The organism is Enterobacter sp. I4, assembly GCF_022669095.1.
Classification (GTDB): domain Bacteria; phylum Pseudomonadota; class Gammaproteobacteria; order Enterobacterales; family Enterobacteriaceae; genus Enterobacter; species Enterobacter pasteurii.
On sequence record NZ_JALBUO010000002.1, the window covers coordinates 408,599 to 425,517 of the forward strand.

Sequence of the window (16,919 nt, forward strand, 5' to 3'; positions counted from 1 at the left end):
CAGCCTTTTCCCTTGATTTATCTGCCGACAGGGACAGATAAGCAGTAACAAAAGTGTCTATAAGTACGGCAGAAATGTCCACATTGAATATTTGCACGGCGTCACACTTTCCGTTGCTACAGCAATTTTATCCATAAGATTAGCGGATCCTGCCTGACGATTTTTGTCCCCAGTCTCTAATGTTCTTCCATACCTGTTTTCTGGATGGAGCAACACCATGGCAATTGCAATTGGCCTCGATTTTGGCAGCGACTCGGTTCGCGCGCTGGCAGTGGACTGTACGACTGGCCAGGAGATAGCAACCAGCGTTGAGTGGTACCCGCGCTGGCAAGAGGGGCGCTACTGCGATGCGCCGAATAACCAGTTCCGCCACCACCCGCGTGATTACATTGAATCTATGGAAGCGGCGATGAAAGCCGTGCTGGCTGAACTGACGGATGCCCAGCGGGCCGACGTGGTGGGGATTGGCGTCGACAGCACCGGTTCAACGCCGGCCCCGGTTGATGCCGAAGGCCGCGTGCTGGCGCTGCGCCCGGAGTTTGCCGACAACCCGAACGCCATGTTCGTGCTGTGGAAAGACCATACCGCCGTGGAAGAGGCGGAAGCCATCACCCGCCTGTGCCATCAGCCAGGCCACACCGACTACTCCCGCTACATCGGTGGGATTTACTCCAGCGAATGGTTCTGGGCCAAGATCCTTCACGTTACCCGCGCGGACGCTTCGGTTGCGCAGGCGGCGGCATCATGGATTGAGCTGTGCGACTGGGTGCCTGCCCTGCTCTCCGGCACCACCCGCCCGCAGGATATCCGCCGCGGCCGCTGTAGCGCCGGGCATAAATCCCTGTGGCATGAAAGCTGGGGCGGCCTGCCTCCAGCCGCGTTCTTCGACGAGCTCGACCCGATTATCAACAAGAACCTGACATATCCGCTGTTTACCGACACCTTCACCGCCGATATTCTGGTCGGCACGCTCTGCGAAGAGTGGGCAAAGCGCCTCGGCCTGCCGCAAAACGTGGCGATCTCCGGCGGCGCGTTTGACTGCCACATGGGCGCCGTGGGCGCGGGTGCGCAGCCCAATACGCTGGTGAAAGTGATCGGCACCTCTACATGCGACATTCTGACGGCGGATAAAACCACCGTTGGCGACCGCGCGGTGAAGGGTATCTGCGGCCAGGTTGACGGCAGCGTGGTGCCGGACTTCATCGGCCTCGAAGCCGGTCAGTCCGCTTTCGGCGACATCTACGCCTGGTTTGGCCGCGTGCTCGGCTGGCCGCTGGATCGCCTGGCGGCGGCGCATCCTGAGCTGAAAACCCAGATTGACGAGAGCAAAAAACAGCTTCTGCCGCAGCTCACGGAGGCCTGGGCAAAAAATCCGTCTCTCGACCACCTGCCGGTGGTGCTGGACTGGTTTAACGGTCGCCGCACGCCGTTTGCGAACCAGCGTCTGAAAGGGGTGATTACCGACCTCAACCTGGCGACCGACGCGCCGGCGCTGTTTGGTGGCCTGATTGCAGCCACCGCATTCGGCGCGCGCGCCATCATGGAGTGCTTCACCGAACAGGGCATCGACGTAAACAACGTGATGGCTCTGGGCGGTATCGCCCGTAAAAACCCGGTGATCATGCAGGCCTGCTGCGACGTGCTCAACCGTCCGCTGCAGATTGTGGCCTCCGATCAGTGCTGTGCGCTGGGCGCAGCGATTTTCGCGGCCGTAGCCGCAGGCGTGCATGCCGATATTCCGACCGCGCAACGGCATATGGCGAGCGCCGTCGAAACCACGCTCCAGCCGCGTGCCGGACAGGCACAACGCTTCGAACAGCTTTATCAGCGCTACCAGCAATGGGCAAAAAGCGCCGAACTTCACTATCTCCCTGTCGCCGCCCCGGCCAAACGCACCGCGGACACTACGGCAACCCTGACCCATTAAGGACACGATGATGACCATTTTTAATAATTATGAAGTGTGGTTTGTGATTGGCAGCCAGCATCTGTACGGACCGGAAGCGTTACAGCAGGTGACGAAACACGCGGAGCACGTGGTTAACGCCATGAACGCCGAAGCCAAACTGCCGTGCAAACTGGTGTTAAAGCCGCTGGGGACCACCCCGGATGAAATCACCAACATCTGCCGTGACGCCAACTACGACGACAAATGCGCCGGTCTGGTGGTGTGGCTTCACACCTTCTCACCGGCCAAAATGTGGATCAACGGCCTGGCCATCCTCAACAAGCCGCTGCTGCAGTTCCACACCCAGTTCAATGCCTCCCTGCCGTGGGACAGCATCGACATGGACTTTATGAACCTGAACCAGACCGCGCACGGCGGCCGCGAGTTCGGCTTCATCGGCGCGCGTATGCGTCAGCAGCATGCCGTCGTGACCGGCCACTGGCAGGACGGTCAGGCGCAGCAGCGTATCGGCGCCTGGATGCGTCAGGCGGTCTCTAAGCAGGATACCCGTCACCTTAAAGTGGTGCGTTTCGGCGACAACATGCGTGAAGTTGCCGTAACCGACGGCGACAAAGTGGCCGCGCAGATCAAGTTCGGCTTCTCCGTGAATACCTGGGCGGTGGGCGACCTGGTGCAGGTGGTGAATGACATCAGCGATGGCGACGTGAACGCGCTGGTAGACGAATACGAAAGCAGCTACCGCCTGACGCCTGCGGCACAAATTAACGGCGACAAGCGCCAGAACGTGCTGGACGCGGCGCGTATTGAGCTGGGCATGAAGCGCTTCCTGGAACAGGGCGGCTTCCACGCCTTTACCACAACCTTTGAAGATCTCCACGGCCTGAAGCAGCTACCGGGCCTGGCGGTACAACGCCTGATGCAGCAGGGCTACGGCTTTGCGGGCGAAGGCGACTGGAAAACTGCCGCTCTGCTTCGCATCATGAAGGTGATGTCGACCGGTCTGCAGGGCGGCACCTCCTTTATGGAGGACTATACCTACCACTTCGAGAACGGTAACGATCTGGTGCTCGGCTCGCACATGCTGGAAGTGTGCCCCTCCATCGCGGTTGAAGAGAAGCCGATCCTCGACGTACAGCACCTCGGCATCGGCGGCAAGGCGGACCCGGCTCGTCTGATCTTCAATACCCGTACCGGCCCGGCCATCAACGCCAGCCTGATCGACCTCGGCGATCGTTTCCGCCTGCTGGTGAACTGCGTCGATGCGGTTGAAACCCCGCACTCCCTGCCAAAACTGCCGGTCGCGAACGCCCTGTGGAAAGCACAGCCTGACCTGCCGACCGCGTCAGAAGCGTGGATCGTGGCGGGCGGCGCGCACCACACCGTCTTCAGCCACGCGCTGGATCTTAACGACATGCGTCAGTTCGCCGAGCTGCACGATATCGAGCTGACCGTTATCGATAACGATACCCGCCTGCCTGCCTTTAAGGACGCGCTGCGCTGGAACGAAGTCTATTACGGTTCAAAACGTTAAGTACGGAGAGCCCGGCGGCGCAGCGCTTGCCGGGCCTGGAGACAGCAATGCTAGAAGATCTTAAACGTCAGGTTCTCGAAGCCAACCTGGCGCTGCCAAAACATAACCTGGTGACGCTTACCTGGGGGAACGTCAGCGCCGTCGATCGCGAAAAAGGCGTGTTCGTGATCAAGCCTTCGGGCGTGGATTACACGGTGATGACCGAGGAAGATATGGTGGTGGTCAGCATCGAAACGGGCGAAGTGGTTGAAGGCAACAAAAAGCCCTCCTCCGATACGCCCACGCATCGCCTGCTGTACCAGTCATTCCCGACCATCGGCGGCATCGTGCATACCCATTCGCGTCACGCAACCATCTGGGCGCAGGCCGGCCAGTCCATTCCGGCCACCGGCACCACCCACGCGGACTACTTTTACGGCACCATTCCGTGCACGCGGCTGATGACCGACGCGGAGATCGGCGGCGAGTATGAATGGGAAACCGGCAACGTGATTGTCGAAACCTTCGAAAAACAGGGTATCGACGCGGCGCAAATGCCCGGCGTGCTGGTGCACTCCCACGGCCCGTTTGCCTGGGGCAAAAACGCGGAAGATGCGGTACATAACGCGATAGTGCTGGAAGAGGTCGCCTATATGGGGATCTTCTGTCGCCAGCTGGCGCCGCAGCTGCCGGATATGCAGCAGACCCTGCTAGATAAACACTACCTGCGCAAGCACGGCGCGAAGGCCTATTACGGGCAATAAACTGTATATAAACCCAGCATAAAAACGTTAACCAGGCTATAATCAGGCCTGGTTTGTTTTATGGGATAACGGCGTGGCACAGGCGCAAGAAGGCTTTTTACTGACCCGACACTGGCGGGACACCCCTCAGGGTACCGAGGTCGCGTTCTGGCTGGCCACGGATAACGGCCCGCTGCACGTTACCCTGCCGCCCCAGGAGTCCGTGGCGTTTATCCCTGAACACCACGCCGAGAAAGTAAAGCAGCTCCTGCACGGTGAAAACGGCTGGCGCCTTACTCCCCTTGAGCTGAAAGACTTCCACCGCCAGCCGGTTTATGGCCTCTACTGTCGCGCCCATCGCCAGCTGATGCGCTATGAAAAACTGCTCCGCGAAGCGGGCGTGACGCTCTATGAAGCCGACATCCGCCCGCCGGAACGTTTTCTGATGGAGCGGTTTATTACCGCCCCCGTCTGGGTGGACGGCGCTGAGCAGAACGGTGGTCTCGTGAACGCGCGCCTTAAACCTAACCCGCACTATCGCCCGCCGCTGAAGTGGGTCTCGCTGGATATCGAAACCACCCGCCACGGTGAACTGTACTGTATCGGCCTGGAGGGCTGCGGGCAGCGGGTTGTCTATATGCTCGGCCCGCCAAACGGCGACGCGTCTGCGCTGGATTTTCATCTGGAATACGTTACCAGCCGATCACAGCTCCTGGAGAAGCTTAACCTGTGGTTTGCCGAGCACGACCCGGACGTGCTGATCGGCTGGAACGTGGTGCAGTTTGACCTGCGCGTGCTGCAAAAGCATGCCGAGCGGTACCGCATTCCCCTGACGTTAGGGCGCGGGAACACGGAGCTGGAGTGGCGTGAGCACGGTTTCAAAAACGGCGTTTTCTTCGCGCAGGCCAGTGGCCGCCTGATAATTGACGGCATCGAGGCGCTGAAATCCGCCTTCTGGAACTTCTCCTCCTTCTCGCTGGAAGCGGTGGCGCAGGAGCTGCTCGATGAAGGTAAATCCATCGATAACCCCTGGGACCGGATGGACGAGATCGAGCGGCGCTTTAACGAGGATAAGCCGGCGCTCGCCACCTACAACCTGAAGGACTGCGAGCTGGTAACGCAGATTTTCCACAAAACCGAGATCATGCCGTTCCTGCTGGAGCGCGCGACGGTGAACGGTCTGGCGGTCGACAGGCACGGCGGCTCGGTAGCGGCCTTCAGCCACCTCTATTTTCCACGAATGCACCGTGCGGGCTACGTCGCCCCTAACCTCGGCGACGTGCCGCCGCAGGCCAGCCCCGGCGGTTACGTGATGGATTCACGGCCCGGGCTGTATGACTCGGTTCTGGTGCTGGACTATAAAAGCCTGTACCCGTCCATTATCCGCACGTTCCTGATCGACCCGGTGGGGCTGGTAGAGGGGATGGCGCAGCCAGACGACGCCCACAGCACCGAAGGTTTTCTTGGCGCCCGTTTTTCGCGCGAGAAACACTGCCTGCCAGAGATCGTGGGCAACATCTGGCACGGCCGCGACGAGGCAAAACGCCACGGCAACAAGCCGCTCTCGCAGGCGCTGAAGATCATTATGAACGCCTTTTACGGCGTGCTGGGAACCAGCGCCTGCCGCTTCTTTGATCCTCGCCTGGCGTCATCCATCACCATGCGCGGGCACGACATCATGCGTCAGACCAAAGCGCTGATTGAGTCCCGGGGCTATGACGTCATTTACGGCGATACCGACTCCACCTTTGTCTGGCTGAAAGCCGCCCATTCGGAAGACGACGCCGCGCGAATCGGCCGCGAGCTGGTCGCCTTCGTGAACGGCTGGTGGCGTGAAAATTTGCAAAAAGAGCGGTTAACCAGCGCGTTAGAGCTGGAGTTTGAAACCCATTTCGCCCGTTTTTTAATGCCTACCATTCGCGGCACCGACCAGGGCAGCAAGAAGCGCTACGCCGGGCTCATTCAGGAGGGCGAAACGCAGCGGATGGTCTTTAAGGGGCTGGAGACGGTGCGCACCGACTGGACGCCGCTGGCGCAGCAGTTCCAGCAGTCGCTCTACCTGCGGGTATTCCGCAACGAGCCTTACCAGGATTACGTGCGCGAGACCATCGCCAGCCTGATGGCGGGGGAGCTGGACGATCGGCTGGTCTACCGCAAGCGCCTGCGCCGCCCGCTGGCGGAATACCAGCGTAACGTGCCGCCCCACGTGCGCGCCGCGCGGCTGGCGGACGAAGAGAACGTTCGTCGGGGCCGCGCGCCGCAGTATCAGAACCGGGGGACCATCAAATACGTCTGGACAATTAACGGTCCGGAACCGGTTGATTACCAGCAGTCTCCGCTCGATTACGATCACTACCTGACGCGCCAGCTTCAGCCGGTTGCGGAGGGAATATTACCGTTCATCGACGATGACTTTGCTACACTAGTGACAGGACAACTGGGGCTATTTTGACGCGTGACGAAACCGTTGCCATCCAGTACCATAGCGCCCTTTCCATTCCCGGACCCATTTTTCGATGACCGTCTTTTTTGACGGGGTCGAACTATTGCCTGCAATTAGAGATTAGAGCCGAACAACTATGCCTTTTACACTTGGTCAACGCTGGATCAGCGATACAGAAAGCGAACTTGGATTAGGAACCGTCGTTGCCGTTGATGCGCGCATGGTTACCCTCCTTTTCCCTGCTACCGGTGAAAACCGCCTGTACGCTCGCAATGACTCCCCTGTTACCCGCGTGATGTTCAATCCGGGTGACACCGTGACCAGCCACGACGGCTGGCAACTGAAGGTTGAAGACGTAAAAGAAGAGAATGGACTGCTCGCCTACATTGGTACTCGTCTTGATACGGATGAAGCCAATGTCGTCCTGCGTGAAGTGCTGCTCGACAGCAAGCTGGTCTTCAGCAAGCCGCAGGATCGCCTGTTTGCCGGGCAAATCGACCGTATGGACCGCTTCTCCCTGCGCTACCGCGCGCGTAAGTTCCAGAGCGAACAGTACCGCATGCCGTGGAGCGGACTGCGCGGTCAGCGTACCAGCCTGATCCCCCACCAGCTGAACATCGCCCATGACGTGGGCCGTCGCCATGCGCCTCGCGTGCTGCTGGCTGACGAGGTGGGCCTGGGTAAAACCATCGAAGCAGGCATGATCCTGCACCAGCAGCTGCTCTCTGGCGCCGCCGAGCGCGTGCTGATTGTGGTTCCAGAAACGCTGCAGCATCAGTGGCTGGTTGAAATGCTGCGCCGCTTCAACCTGCGCTTCTCCCTGTTCGACGATGAGCGCTATGCCGAAGCCCAGCACGACGCGGACAACCCGTTTGAAACCGAACAGCTGGTCATCTGCTCGCTGGACTTTGTGCGCCGCAGCAAGCAGCGCCTGGAGCACCTGTGCGACGCCGAATGGGATCTGATGGTGGTCGATGAAGCGCACCATCTCGTCTGGAGCGAGGACGCGCCGAGCCGTGAATACATGGCGATTGAGCAGCTTGCCGAACGCGTGCCCGGCGTCCTGCTGCTGACCGCCACGCCGGAGCAGCTGGGGCTGGAGAGCCACTTCGCCCGTCTGCGCCTGCTCGATCCGAACCGTTTCCATGATTTTGAGCAGTTCGTTGAGGAGCAGCAAAACTACCGTCCGGTTGCGGACGCCGTCGCGCTACTGCTGGCGGGCAATCGTCTCTCTGACGAAGAGCTCAATACCCTGAGCGACCTGATCGGCGAGCAGGACATCGAGCCGCTGCTTCAGGCTGCAAACAGCGACAGCGATGACGCGGGTTCCGCGCGTAAAGAGCTGATTGACATGCTGATGGATCGCCACGGCACCAGCCGCGTGCTGTTCAGAAATACCCGCAACGGCGTAAAAGGGTTCCCGAAACGCGAACTCCACACCATCAAGCTGCCGCTGCCGACCCAGTATCAGACGGCGATTAAAGTCTCCGGCATCATGGGTGCGCGTAAAACTCAGGAAGAGCGTGCTCGCGACATGCTTTACCCGGAGCAAATTTATCAGGAATTTGAAGGCGACACCGGCACCTGGTGGAACTTCGATCCGCGCGTGGAGTGGCTGATGGGCTACCTGACCGCGCATCGTTCCCAGAAGGTGCTGGTGATCTGCGCCAAAGCCGCCACCGCGCTGCAGCTGGAACAGGTTCTGCGCGAGCGTGAAGGTATTCGCGCAGCCGTGTTCCACGAAGGCATGTCCATTGTCGAACGCGACCGCGCTGCGGCATGGTTTGGCGAAGAAGACAGCGGCGCACAGGTTCTGCTGTGTTCCGAAATCGGCTCAGAAGGCCGTAACTTCCAGTTCGCCAGCAATCTGGTGATGTTCGATCTGCCGTTTAACCCGGATCTGCTGGAGCAGCGTATCGGGCGTCTGGATCGTATCGGCCAGGCGCACGATATTCAGATCCACGTTCCGTATCTGGAAAAAACCGCCCAGTCCGTTCTGGTTCGCTGGTACCACGAAGGTCTGGATGCGTTTGAGCATACCTGCCCGACGGGCCGCACCATTTACGATCGGGTACATACGGATCTGATCGCTTATCTCGCCGCTCCGGAAAACACCGACGGTTTTGATGAGCTGATCAAATCCTGCCGCGAGAAGCACGACGCGCTAAAAGCCCAGCTGGAACAGGGCCGCGACCGTCTGCTGGAGATCCACTCCAACGGCGGCGAAAAAGCGCAGCAGCTTGCTGAAAGCATTGAAGAGCAGGATGACGATACCAGCCTGATTAGCTTCTCCATGAACCTGTTCGACATCGTCGGCATTAACCAGGACGATCGCGGCGAGAACCTGATTGTGTTGACCCCGTCCGATCACATGCTGGTTCCGGATTTCCCGGGCCTGCCGGAAGACGGCTGCACCATCACCTTTGAGCGTGATGTGGCGCTGTCCCGCGAAGACGCACAGTTCATCACCTGGGAGCACCCGCTGATCCGCAACGGTCTGGATCTGATCCTCTCCGGCGATACCGGCAGCAGCACCATCTCCCTGCTGAAGAACAAAGCGCTGCCGGTGGGGACCCTGCTGGTGGAGCTGATCTACGTTGTGGAAGCTCAGGCGCCGAAACAGCTTCAGCTTAACCGCTTCCTGCCGCCAACGCCGGTGCGTCTGCTGCTGGATAAAAACGGTACGAATCTGGCCGGTCAGGTGGAGTTTGAAAGCTTTAACCGTCAGCTGAGTGCGGTAAACCGTCACACCGGCAGCAAGCTGGTGAATGCGGTGCAGCAGGACGTGCATGCCATTCTGCAACTGGGCGAAGCCCAGGCCGAGAAAGCGGCCAGAGCGCTGATCGACGCGGCGCGCGGCGAAGCCGATGAGAAGCTCTCAGCCGAGCTGTCGCGTCTGGAAGCGCTGAAGGCGGTGAACCCGAACATTCGTGACGATGAACTGGCCGCGATTGAGAGCAACCGCCAGCAGGTGCTGGAAAGCCTGAATCAGGCGGGATGGCGTCTCGACGCCCTGCGTCTTATCGTTGTGACGCATCAGTAAGCGGAGCGCAAGATGGTAATGGAGCCCTACAATCCCCCGACGGATCCCTGGCTGGTCATTCTCTATCAGGATGAGCACATTATGGTGGTCAACAAGCCGAGCGGCCTGTTGTCCGTGCCCGGGCGCCTGGATGAGCATAAAGACAGCGTGATGACGCGTATCCAGCGTGATTATCCGCAGGCCGAGTCCGTCCATCGCCTGGATATGGCGACCAGCGGCGTGATTGTGGTGGCTCTGAATAAGCCGGCGGAACGCGAGCTGAAACGCCAGTTCCGCGAGCGTGAACCGAAAAAGCAGTACGTCGCCCGCGTGTGGGGCCATCCGGCGCAGGCGGAAGGGCTGGTGGATTTACCGCTGATTTGCGACTGGCCGAACCGGCCTAAGCAGAAGGTGTGTTATGAAACCGGCAAGGCCGCACAAACCGAGTATGAAGTGCTGGAGTACGCGCCGGATAACACCGCGCGCGTTCTCCTGAAGCCGATTACCGGGCGCTCCCACCAGCTGCGCGTGCATATGCTGGCGATGGGTCACCCTATTCTGGGCGACAGATTCTATGCGCCGGCGGAAGCGCTGGCACTCGCGCCGCGCCTGCAGCTGCATGCGCAGACGCTCACCATCACCCACCCCGCGTTTGGCAACGCGATGACGTTTAAAGCCCCGGTAGACTTCTGAAAAAATGGCCCGACGCTGTCGGGCCATTTTTTTATTTAAAACCTTTCTGCTCTTTAATCAGCTCGTAGGCTTTCTGGATTTCCTGCGCTTTCTGTTTCGCCATCTCCATCATCTCTGGCGGTAAGCCTTTCGCCACCAGCTTGTCCGGATGGTGCTCGCTCATCAGTTTACGATAGGCGCGTTTGATGGTCGTGACATCGTCAGACGGCTTCACGCCGAGCACGTTACAGGCATCTTCCAGCGTGGGACCACGCTGCGCCTGCTGCCAGCCGCCGCCGGAGGAGTGCTGCTGATATCCACCGCCAAAGTGCGCGCCGCCCTGCATCATGCGCAGGAACTGGTCGAACTGCATGCGGGATATGCCCAGCTCTTCGGCAATGACGTACAGGACGTCCCGTTCATTCGGATGCAGAGAGCCGTCCGCAAAGGCTGCCTGGATTTGAATTTCCAGAAACATCCGAATTAAATCAAAACGCCCGAAACAGATGCTACGGAACTGGCGCATTTTTTCACGCAGCGGATAGTTATCCGATTTCCCAATCCTGAACGCATTTTGCGCGGCCACGCGTGATTCGCCGTGCAGGTTCATGCGATCCATAAAGACGCTGGCAACCTGAATATCGGCCTCCGTTACGCGTCCTTTCGATTTGGTTAAGTGCCCCATCACCTCAAAGGTGGTGGAGAAAAAGAGTGACTGGCGCTCGCGCTGATTGGCAAACCAGGCCATTTTGCGGCTGCGTGCTTTATCAAACATATGGCCGATAATGAGGCCAAGAACGACGCCCCAGAATCCGGCACCCATAATAATTGCGAACGCAACGCCGATTATTTTACCCCAATACTGCATATACTCCCCGAATGGTCATGTTCCTGGCCGACGCAACGCCATCATTACAGTGGTCGCGCCACGGTCAATTGAGGGACATCGCCTATAATTTGCATTATCATACTCGTCATTCGATAGCGAGCCTAACACTCTGGCGCGCAAACGGGCAGGATTAACGCTGGTACTGCGCTGATGAGTAAGATAGTCTCTGAGCGTTTGTAAGCCGTAGCCACTGATGACGGAACAATAAAATACAACGTATGAAAAAACGTATCCCCACCCTTCTGGCCACTATGATTGGCACCGCCCTGTATAGCCAACAGGGGCTCGCAGCCGATCTCGCCTCGCAGTGTATGCTTGGCGTTCCAAGTTACAATCGCCCACTGGTGAAAGGCGATACGAATGACTTACCCGTCACCATTAATGCCGACAGCGCGAAAGGTAATTATCCAGACAATGCGACCTTTACGGGCAATGTCGATATTAACCAGGGAAACAGCCGACTGCAGGCTGACGAAGTGCAACTGCACCAGAAGCAACCCGAAGGTGCTCAGGCGCCCGTTCGTACGGTAGATGCGCTGGGTAATGTGCACTATGACGACAATCAGGTCATCCTGAAAGGTCCGAAAGCCTGGTCAAATCTGAATACAAAAGATACCAACGTCTGGGAAGGTGATTACCAGATGGTGGGTCGTCAGGGGCGCGGTACCGCAGACCTGATGAAGCAGCGTGGTGAAAACCGCTACACTATTCTTGAGAACGGCTCGTTCACTTCCTGTTTGCCTGGGTCAAATACCTGGAGCGTGGTGGGGAGCGAAGTGATCCACGACCGTGAGGAACAGGTCGCTGAGATCTGGAACGCCCGTTTTAAACTCGGCCCGGTCCCCATTTTCTATAGCCCTTACCTGCAGCTTCCCGTGGGTGACAAACGTCGTTCAGGCTTCCTGATCCCGAACGCGAAGTACAGCACGTCGAACTACTTTGAGTTTTACCTGCCGTACTACTGGAACATCGCGCCCAACATGGACGCCACGATCACGCCGCACTATATCCACAAGCGCGGCAATATCATGTGGGAGAACGAGTTCCGCTATCTGACCAAAGCGGGCGCGGGTCTGATGGAGTTCGATTATCTGCCGTCAGATAAAGTGTTCCAGGACGAGCACCCAACCGAAGGCGATAAACACCGCTGGATGTATTACTGGCAGCACGCCGGGGTGCTGAATCAGGTGTGGCGCTTCAACATTGACTACACCAAAGTCAGCGATCCGTATTACTTCAACGACTTTGACTCTAAATACGGTTCCAGTACCGATGGATACGCCACGCAGAAATTCAGCGTGGGCTACGCCATTGAGAACTTTGACGCGACGGTGTCGACCAAGCAGTTCCAGGTGTTTGATACGCAAACAAACAGCACCTATGGTGCCGAGCCGCAGCTGGACGTGAACTGGTACCAGAACGACGTCGGGCCTTTCGACACGCGCGTTTACGCTCAGGCGGTGCATTTCGTCAACACCAACTCGGATATGCCGGAATCAACGCGTCTGCATATTGAGCCGACGATCAACCTGCCATGGTCAAACGACTGGGCGAGCCTGAATACCGAAGCCAAGCTGATGGCAACCCATTACCAGCAGAAAAATCTGGACTGGTATAACAAACAAAATAAGACCAATCTTGAAGAATCGGTAAACCGTACGCTTCCGCAATTCAAGATGGACGGTAAGCTGATCTTCGAACGTGATATGGGCCTTCTCGCGGACGGATACACCCAGACGCTTGAGCCGCGCATGCAGTACCTGTACGTGCCTTATCGCGATCAGAGCAAAATTCAAAACTACGACTCGTCCTTCCTCCAGTCTGACTACAGCGGCCTGTTCCGCGACCGTACCTACGGCGGGCTTGACCGTATTGCGTCTGCTAACCAGTTGACGACCGGCGTCACAACCCGCGTTTATGATGATGCTGCCGTTGAACGTTTTAACGTTTCTGTTGGTCAAATCTACTATTTCACCGAGTCTCGTACCGGCGATGACGACATAAACTGGGAGAAAGACAACAAAACGGGCTCACTGGTTTGGGCGGGCGATACCTACTGGCGCATGACGGATCGCTGGGGTCTGCGTGGTGGGGTTCAGTACGATACGCGACTGGACAATATTGCGACGAGCAGTGCCGCTATCGAGTACCGTCGTGATGAAGATCGTATGATTCAGTTGACGTATCGTTACGCCAGCCCAGAGTATATCCAGGCGACATTACCTAAAAACAGTAGAGATACAACCTGGAATGCGCCTCAGTATAAGGAAGGTATTTCACAGGTAGGTACCGCCGCGAGCTGGCCGATTGCCGATCGTTGGTCAATCGTCGGAGCCTACTACTATGACACGAATGCCCAAAAACCTGCTGACCAGATGTTAGGTCTGCAATATAACTCCTGCTGTTACGCAGTACGTGTCGGTTACGAACGCAAACTTAACGGCTGGGATACACAAAACAGTCAGGGCAAATACGATAACGTGATTGGCTTTAACATCGAGCTGCGCGGCCTGAGTTCTAACTACGGTCTGGGCACGCAGCAGATGCTGCGCTCGAACATTCTGCCATATCGCAGTTCCTTGTAATGTGCTTGATTTACAACGTAATCCGCTTTGCGGTTAATTGAAATGGAAAAAGTATGAAGAACTGGAAAACGCTGCTACTCGGTGTCGCTATGGTTGCGAATACCAGCTTCGCGGCCCCACAGGTTGTCGATAAAGTCGCGGCCGTGGTTAACAACGGCGTCGTGCTTGAAAGTGACGTTGACGGTTTGATGAAATCTGTAAAGCTCAACTCGGGTGAAGCAGGTCAGCAACTTCCGGATGACGCTACGCTGCGCCACCAGATCCTGGAACGTCTGATCATGGATCAGATTGTCCTGCAGATGGGCCAGAAAATGGGCGTGAAGATCTCTGACGAGCAGCTCGATCAGGCGATCGCAAACATTGCTAAGCAGAACAACATTACCCTGGATCAGATGCGTAGCCGCCTGGCCTACGACGGCATCAGCTACGCCACCTACCGTAATCAGATCCGCAAAGAGATGCTGATTTCCGAAGTGCGTAACAACGAAGTTCGCCGCCGCGTCACCATCCTGCCTCAGGAAGTGGATGCGCTGGCAAAACAGGTGGGTAATCAGAACGACGCCAGCACCGAGCTGAACCTGAGCCACATCCTGATCCCGCTGCCGGAAAACCCAACCTCCGATCAGGCTGCTGAGGCGGAAAGCCAGGCACGCGCTATCGTGGAGCAGGCGCGCAACGGTGATGACTTCGGTAAGCTGGCAATCACGTATTCTGCTGACCAGCAGGCGCTGAAAGGTGGCCAGATGGGCTGGGGCCGCATTCAGGAGCTGCCATCCCTGTTTGCTCAGGCGCTGAGCACGGCGAAGAAAGGCGACATCGTCGGTCCAATCCGCTCCGGTGTTGGCTTCCACATCCTGAAGGTGAACGACCTGCGCGGCCAGAGCCAGAGCATTTCCGTTACCGAAGTTCACGCGCGTCATATCCTGCTTAAGCCGTCGCCGATCATGACTGACGATCAGGCCCGTGCGAAGCTGGAGCAGATTGCAGCTGACATCAGGAGCGGCAAAACCAGCTTTGACAAGGCGGCAAAAGAGTTCTCCCAGGATCCTGGCTCAGCTAACCAGGGCGGCGATCTCGGTTGGGCGGCTGCCGATATTTACGATCCGGCTTTCCGCGACGCGTTGATGAAGCTGAATAAAGGCCAGATGAGCGCCCCTGTGCACTCCTCCTTCGGCTGGCATCTGATTGAATTGATGGATACCCGCAACGTGGATAAAACCGATGCGGCGCAGAAAGACCGCGCTTATCGCATGCTGTTTAACCGTAAGTTCTCTGAAGAAGCGGCAACCTGGATGCAGGAACAGCGCGCCAGCGCTTATGTGAAAGTGCTGAGCAACTGATGAAACCGCATCGTGTGGCGATCACCCCCGGCGAACCCGCCGGGATTGGGCCTGACCTTGTCGTCCAGCTTGCCCAGCGCAGCTGGCCGGTAGAGCTGGTTGTCTGCGCCGATGCAGCACTGTTACAGGACCGGGCAACGTTGCTCGGTCTGCCCTTAACGCTTATCCCCTACGTCGAAGGCCAACAGCCTGCACCGCAGCAGGCGGGTACCCTCACCCTGCTTTCGGTTCCGCTTCGCGCCCCGGCTGTTCCCGGTGAGTTAAACCCTGGAAACGGCCACTACGTTGTCGAGACGCTGGCGCGCGCCTGTGACGGCTGTCTGAACGGTGAATTTGCCGCTCTGATCACCGGACCGGTGCACAAAGGGGTTATCAACGACGCGGGCATTCCGTTTACCGGGCATACCGAATTTTTCGAAGAGCGCTCGCACAGCCCGAAAGTGGTGATGATGCTGGCAACCGAAGAAATGCGCGTAGCCCTGGTGACGACTCACCTGCCCATCAAAGCGATTCCGGACGCCATTACGCCTGAACTTCTGCGCGAAATTATTGGGATTTTGCATCACGATTTGCAAACCAAATTCGGCATCCCGCAGCCCCATGTCCTCGTCTGCGGCCTGAATCCGCACGCGGGCGAAGGCGGACATATGGGAACCGAAGAGATCGACACCATCATTCCGGTGCTCGAGGAAATGCGGGCGAAGGGAATGAACCTCAGCGGGCCACTGCCTGCCGACACCCTTTTCCAGCCCAAATACCTGGATAATGCCGACGCCGTGCTCGCGATGTACCACGATCAGGGCCTGCCCGTGCTAAAATACCAGGGCTTTGGCCGCGGTGTGAACATCACCCTCGGTTTACCCTTTATTCGAACGTCCGTTGACCACGGTACTGCGCTGGATCTGGCAGGCCGGGGAAAAGCGGATGTCGGCAGTTTTATTACGGCGCTTAATCTCGCCATCAAAATGATTGTTAATACTCAATGACTAATCGAGTCCATCAGGGCCACTTAGCCCGTAAACGCTTCGGGCAAAACTTTTTAAACGATCAGTTTGTGATCGACAGTATCGTCTCTGCCATTAATCCGCAGAAAGGCCAGGCCATGGTCGAAATCGGCCCGGGTCTTGCCGCGCTGACCGAGCCGGTAGGCGAACGTCTGGACGAACTGACCGTTATCGAACTCGACCGCGATCTGGCCGCGCGTCTGCAAACGCACCCATTCCTGGGGCCAAAGCTGACGATCTATCAGCAAGATGCGATGACCATGAACTTTGGCGAACTGTCAGAAAAAATGGGCCAGCCGCTGCGCGTGTTCGGTAACCTGCCGTACAATATCTCCACCCCGCTGATGTTCCATCTGTTTAGCTATACTGATGCCATTGCCGACATGCACTTCATGTTGCAAAAAGAGGTCGTTAACCGTCTGGTTGCAGGCCCGAACAGTAAAGCGTATGGTCGTTTAAGCGTGATGGCGCAGTATTACTGCAACGTGATCCCGGTATTAGAAGTACCGCCTTCCGCGTTTACGCCACCACCAAAAGTGGATTCTGCGGTTGTGCGCCTGGTGCCGCATAAAACGATGCCGTACCCGGTGAAAGACCTGCGCGTGCTGAGCCGCATCACCACGGAAGCCTTTAACCAGCGCCGGAAAACGATTCGTAACAGCCTTGGCAATCTGTTTACCGTTGAAGTGTTAGCTGAGTTGGGCATCGACCCGGCAATGCGAGCGGAGAACATTTCCGTAGAGCAGTACTGCAAGCTGGCTAATTACATCAGCGACAATGCGCCGCCGAAGGAGAGCTAAGC

At 57.8% G+C, this 16,919-nt stretch carries 11 protein-coding genes; 10 read left to right on the top strand and 1 reads right to left on the bottom strand.

The features are described 5' to 3' along the window. Nucleotides 1–217 precede the first annotated feature (217 nt). The 6 genes from araB (at nt 218) to rluA (ending at nt 10,320) form a co-directional block, all read left to right on the top strand. Nucleotides 218–1,927 (top strand): ribulokinase, encoded by a 1,710-nt coding sequence (gene araB, locus MOQ06_RS14235; RefSeq protein ID WP_242173638.1) that lies wholly within the window; start codon nt 218–220, stop codon nt 1,925–1,927. A 10-nt stretch (nt 1,928–1,937) separates the two neighbouring features. Beyond that, nucleotides 1,938–3,440, top strand: a complete 1,503-nt coding sequence (araA, locus tag MOQ06_RS14240) for an L-arabinose isomerase (protein WP_242174434.1) — start codon at nt 1,938–1,940, stop codon at nt 3,438–3,440. Nucleotides 3,441–3,487: 47 nt separating this feature from the next. Next, nucleotides 3,488–4,183 carry an L-ribulose-5-phosphate 4-epimerase gene (gene araD, locus MOQ06_RS14245; RefSeq protein ID WP_242173640.1) on the top strand — a complete coding sequence of 232 codons (696 nt, stop codon included), beginning with the start codon at nt 3,488–3,490 and terminating at the stop codon, nt 4,181–4,183. 73 nt (nt 4,184–4,256) lie between these two features. Next, nucleotides 4,257–6,614 (top strand): DNA polymerase II, encoded by a 2,358-nt coding sequence (polB, locus tag MOQ06_RS14250; RefSeq protein WP_242173642.1) that lies wholly within the window; start codon nt 4,257–4,259, stop codon nt 6,612–6,614. Between the two features lie 127 nt (nt 6,615–6,741). Beyond that, nucleotides 6,742–9,648, top strand: coding sequence for an RNA polymerase-associated protein RapA (gene rapA, locus MOQ06_RS14255; RefSeq protein WP_176608726.1), 2,907 nt, complete (start codon nt 6,742–6,744; stop codon nt 9,646–9,648). 12 nt (nt 9,649–9,660) lie between these two features. Beyond that, nucleotides 9,661–10,320 (top strand): bifunctional tRNA pseudouridine(32) synthase/23S rRNA pseudouridine(746) synthase RluA, encoded by a 660-nt coding sequence (gene rluA, locus MOQ06_RS14260; RefSeq protein ID WP_242173645.1) that lies wholly within the window; start codon nt 9,661–9,663, stop codon nt 10,318–10,320. A gap of 31 nt (nt 10,321–10,351) precedes the next feature. On the opposite strand, the gene djlA is transcribed toward rluA, so the two are convergent. Next, complete coding sequence (gene djlA, locus MOQ06_RS14265) at nt 10,352–11,167, bottom strand: co-chaperone DjlA (protein ID WP_176608728.1); 816 nt, start codon at nt 11,165–11,167, stop codon at nt 10,352–10,354. Nucleotides 11,168–11,406: 239 nt separating this feature from the next. Here djlA and lptD point away from each other — a divergent pair, with 239 nt between their 5' ends. The 4 genes from lptD to rsmA are packed head-to-tail and all read left to right on the top strand — an operon-like array spanning nt 11,407 to nt 16,917. Beyond that, nucleotides 11,407–13,773 carry an LPS assembly protein LptD gene (gene lptD, locus MOQ06_RS14270; protein WP_242173647.1) on the top strand — a complete coding sequence of 789 codons (2,367 nt, stop codon included), beginning with the start codon at nt 11,407–11,409 and terminating at the stop codon, nt 13,771–13,773. Between the two features lie 53 nt (nt 13,774–13,826). Further along, the gene (gene surA, locus MOQ06_RS14275; protein WP_148420052.1) at nt 13,827–15,113 is read left to right on the top strand and encodes a peptidylprolyl isomerase SurA; all 1,287 of its coding nucleotides are present in this window, start codon (nt 13,827–13,829) and stop codon (nt 15,111–15,113) included. Next, complete coding sequence (gene pdxA, locus MOQ06_RS14280; protein WP_176611137.1) at nt 15,110–16,099, top strand: 4-hydroxythreonine-4-phosphate dehydrogenase PdxA; 990 nt, start codon at nt 15,110–15,112, stop codon at nt 16,097–16,099. The genes surA and pdxA overlap by 4 nt, the downstream gene beginning before the upstream one ends. Continuing rightward, the gene (gene rsmA / locus MOQ06_RS14285; RefSeq protein ID WP_148420050.1) at nt 16,096–16,917 is read left to right on the top strand and encodes a 16S rRNA (adenine(1518)-N(6)/adenine(1519)-N(6))-dimethyltransferase RsmA; all 822 of its coding nucleotides are present in this window, start codon (nt 16,096–16,098) and stop codon (nt 16,915–16,917) included. The genes pdxA and rsmA overlap by 4 nt, the downstream gene beginning before the upstream one ends. Nucleotides 16,918–16,919 lie beyond the last annotated feature (2 nt).